At 45.0% G+C, this 1,109-nt stretch carries 1 protein-coding gene; it reads left to right on the top strand.

The genetic code is table 11. The features are described 5' to 3' along the window. On the top strand, positions 1-1,109 hold a 1,109-nt coding region (gene ushA / locus R7190_RS25710; RefSeq protein ID WP_318137659.1), incomplete at both ends, for a bifunctional UDP-sugar hydrolase/5'-nucleotidase UshA.

Genomic DNA, 1,109 nt, shown 5'->3' with positions numbered 1-1,109 from the left:
TCTGATTTACAAGACGCTGAACCAGATTTCAAAGGCATGAGTAAGATTGGCTACGACGCGATGGCGTTAGGCAATCACGAATTTGATAATCCGCTAGACGTGCTATTCAAACAGCAAGATTGGGCTAACTTCCCAATGCTGTCAGCCAACATCTACGACAAAAAAACGGGCAAGCGTTTATTCCAACCTTACGCGATGTTCAATAAGCAAGGCATTAAAATTGCGGTTATTGGTCTGACAACAGAAGATACCGCGAAGTTGGGAAATCCTGAGTTTATCGGTCAAGTGGACTTCCGCGACCCGAAAGCGGAAGCGAAAGAGCTGATTGCAGAACTGAAAAAAACAGAAAATCCGGATCTGATTTTCGCTGTTACGCACATGGGTCACTACGAAAATGGCAACCGTGGCATCAATGCGCCGGGTGATGTAGCTTTGGCGCGTTACCTTAATGAAGGCGATTTGGACATGATTGTGGGTGGTCACTCACAAGAGCCCGTTTGTATGGAAGGTCCTAACGTTATCAAAAAGAACTTTAAACCGGGTGATGAGTGTCAGCCAGACCAACAAAACGGTACTTACATTGTTCAGGCGCATGAGTGGGGTAAATATGTTGGCCGTGCCGATTACGAATTCCGTAACGGCGAACTATCAATGGTGAGCTACGATCTTATTCCTGTAAACTTGAAGAAAAAAATCAACGTGGATGGTCAATCACAACGTGTGTTTGTTCAAGATGAAATTACTCAAGACAAAGCGATGTTGGACTTCCTTCGTCCTTTCCAAGAAAAAGGCCAAAGCCAGCTGAATGTGAAAATTGCGGAATCAAACGGTAAGCTAGAAGGTGACCGTGATGTCGTGCGATTCCAACAGACGAATCTAGGTCGTTTAATTGCAACGGCTCATATGGAACGTGCAAAAGCAGATTTCGCAGTGATGAACTCAGGCGGTGTGCGTGATTCTATTGAAGCTGGTGAAATCACATACAAAGATGTGTTGACCGTGCAGCCATTTGGCAACATGGTTTCTTACGTCGATATGTCTGGTCAAGAAGTCTTGGATTACCTAAACATTGTTGCAACCAAGCCAGTTGATTCAGGTGCTTACGCGCA

This window comes from Vibrio sp. 1078-1 (assembly GCF_033340475.1).
This window is presented reverse-complemented; position numbering and strand designations above follow the sequence as displayed.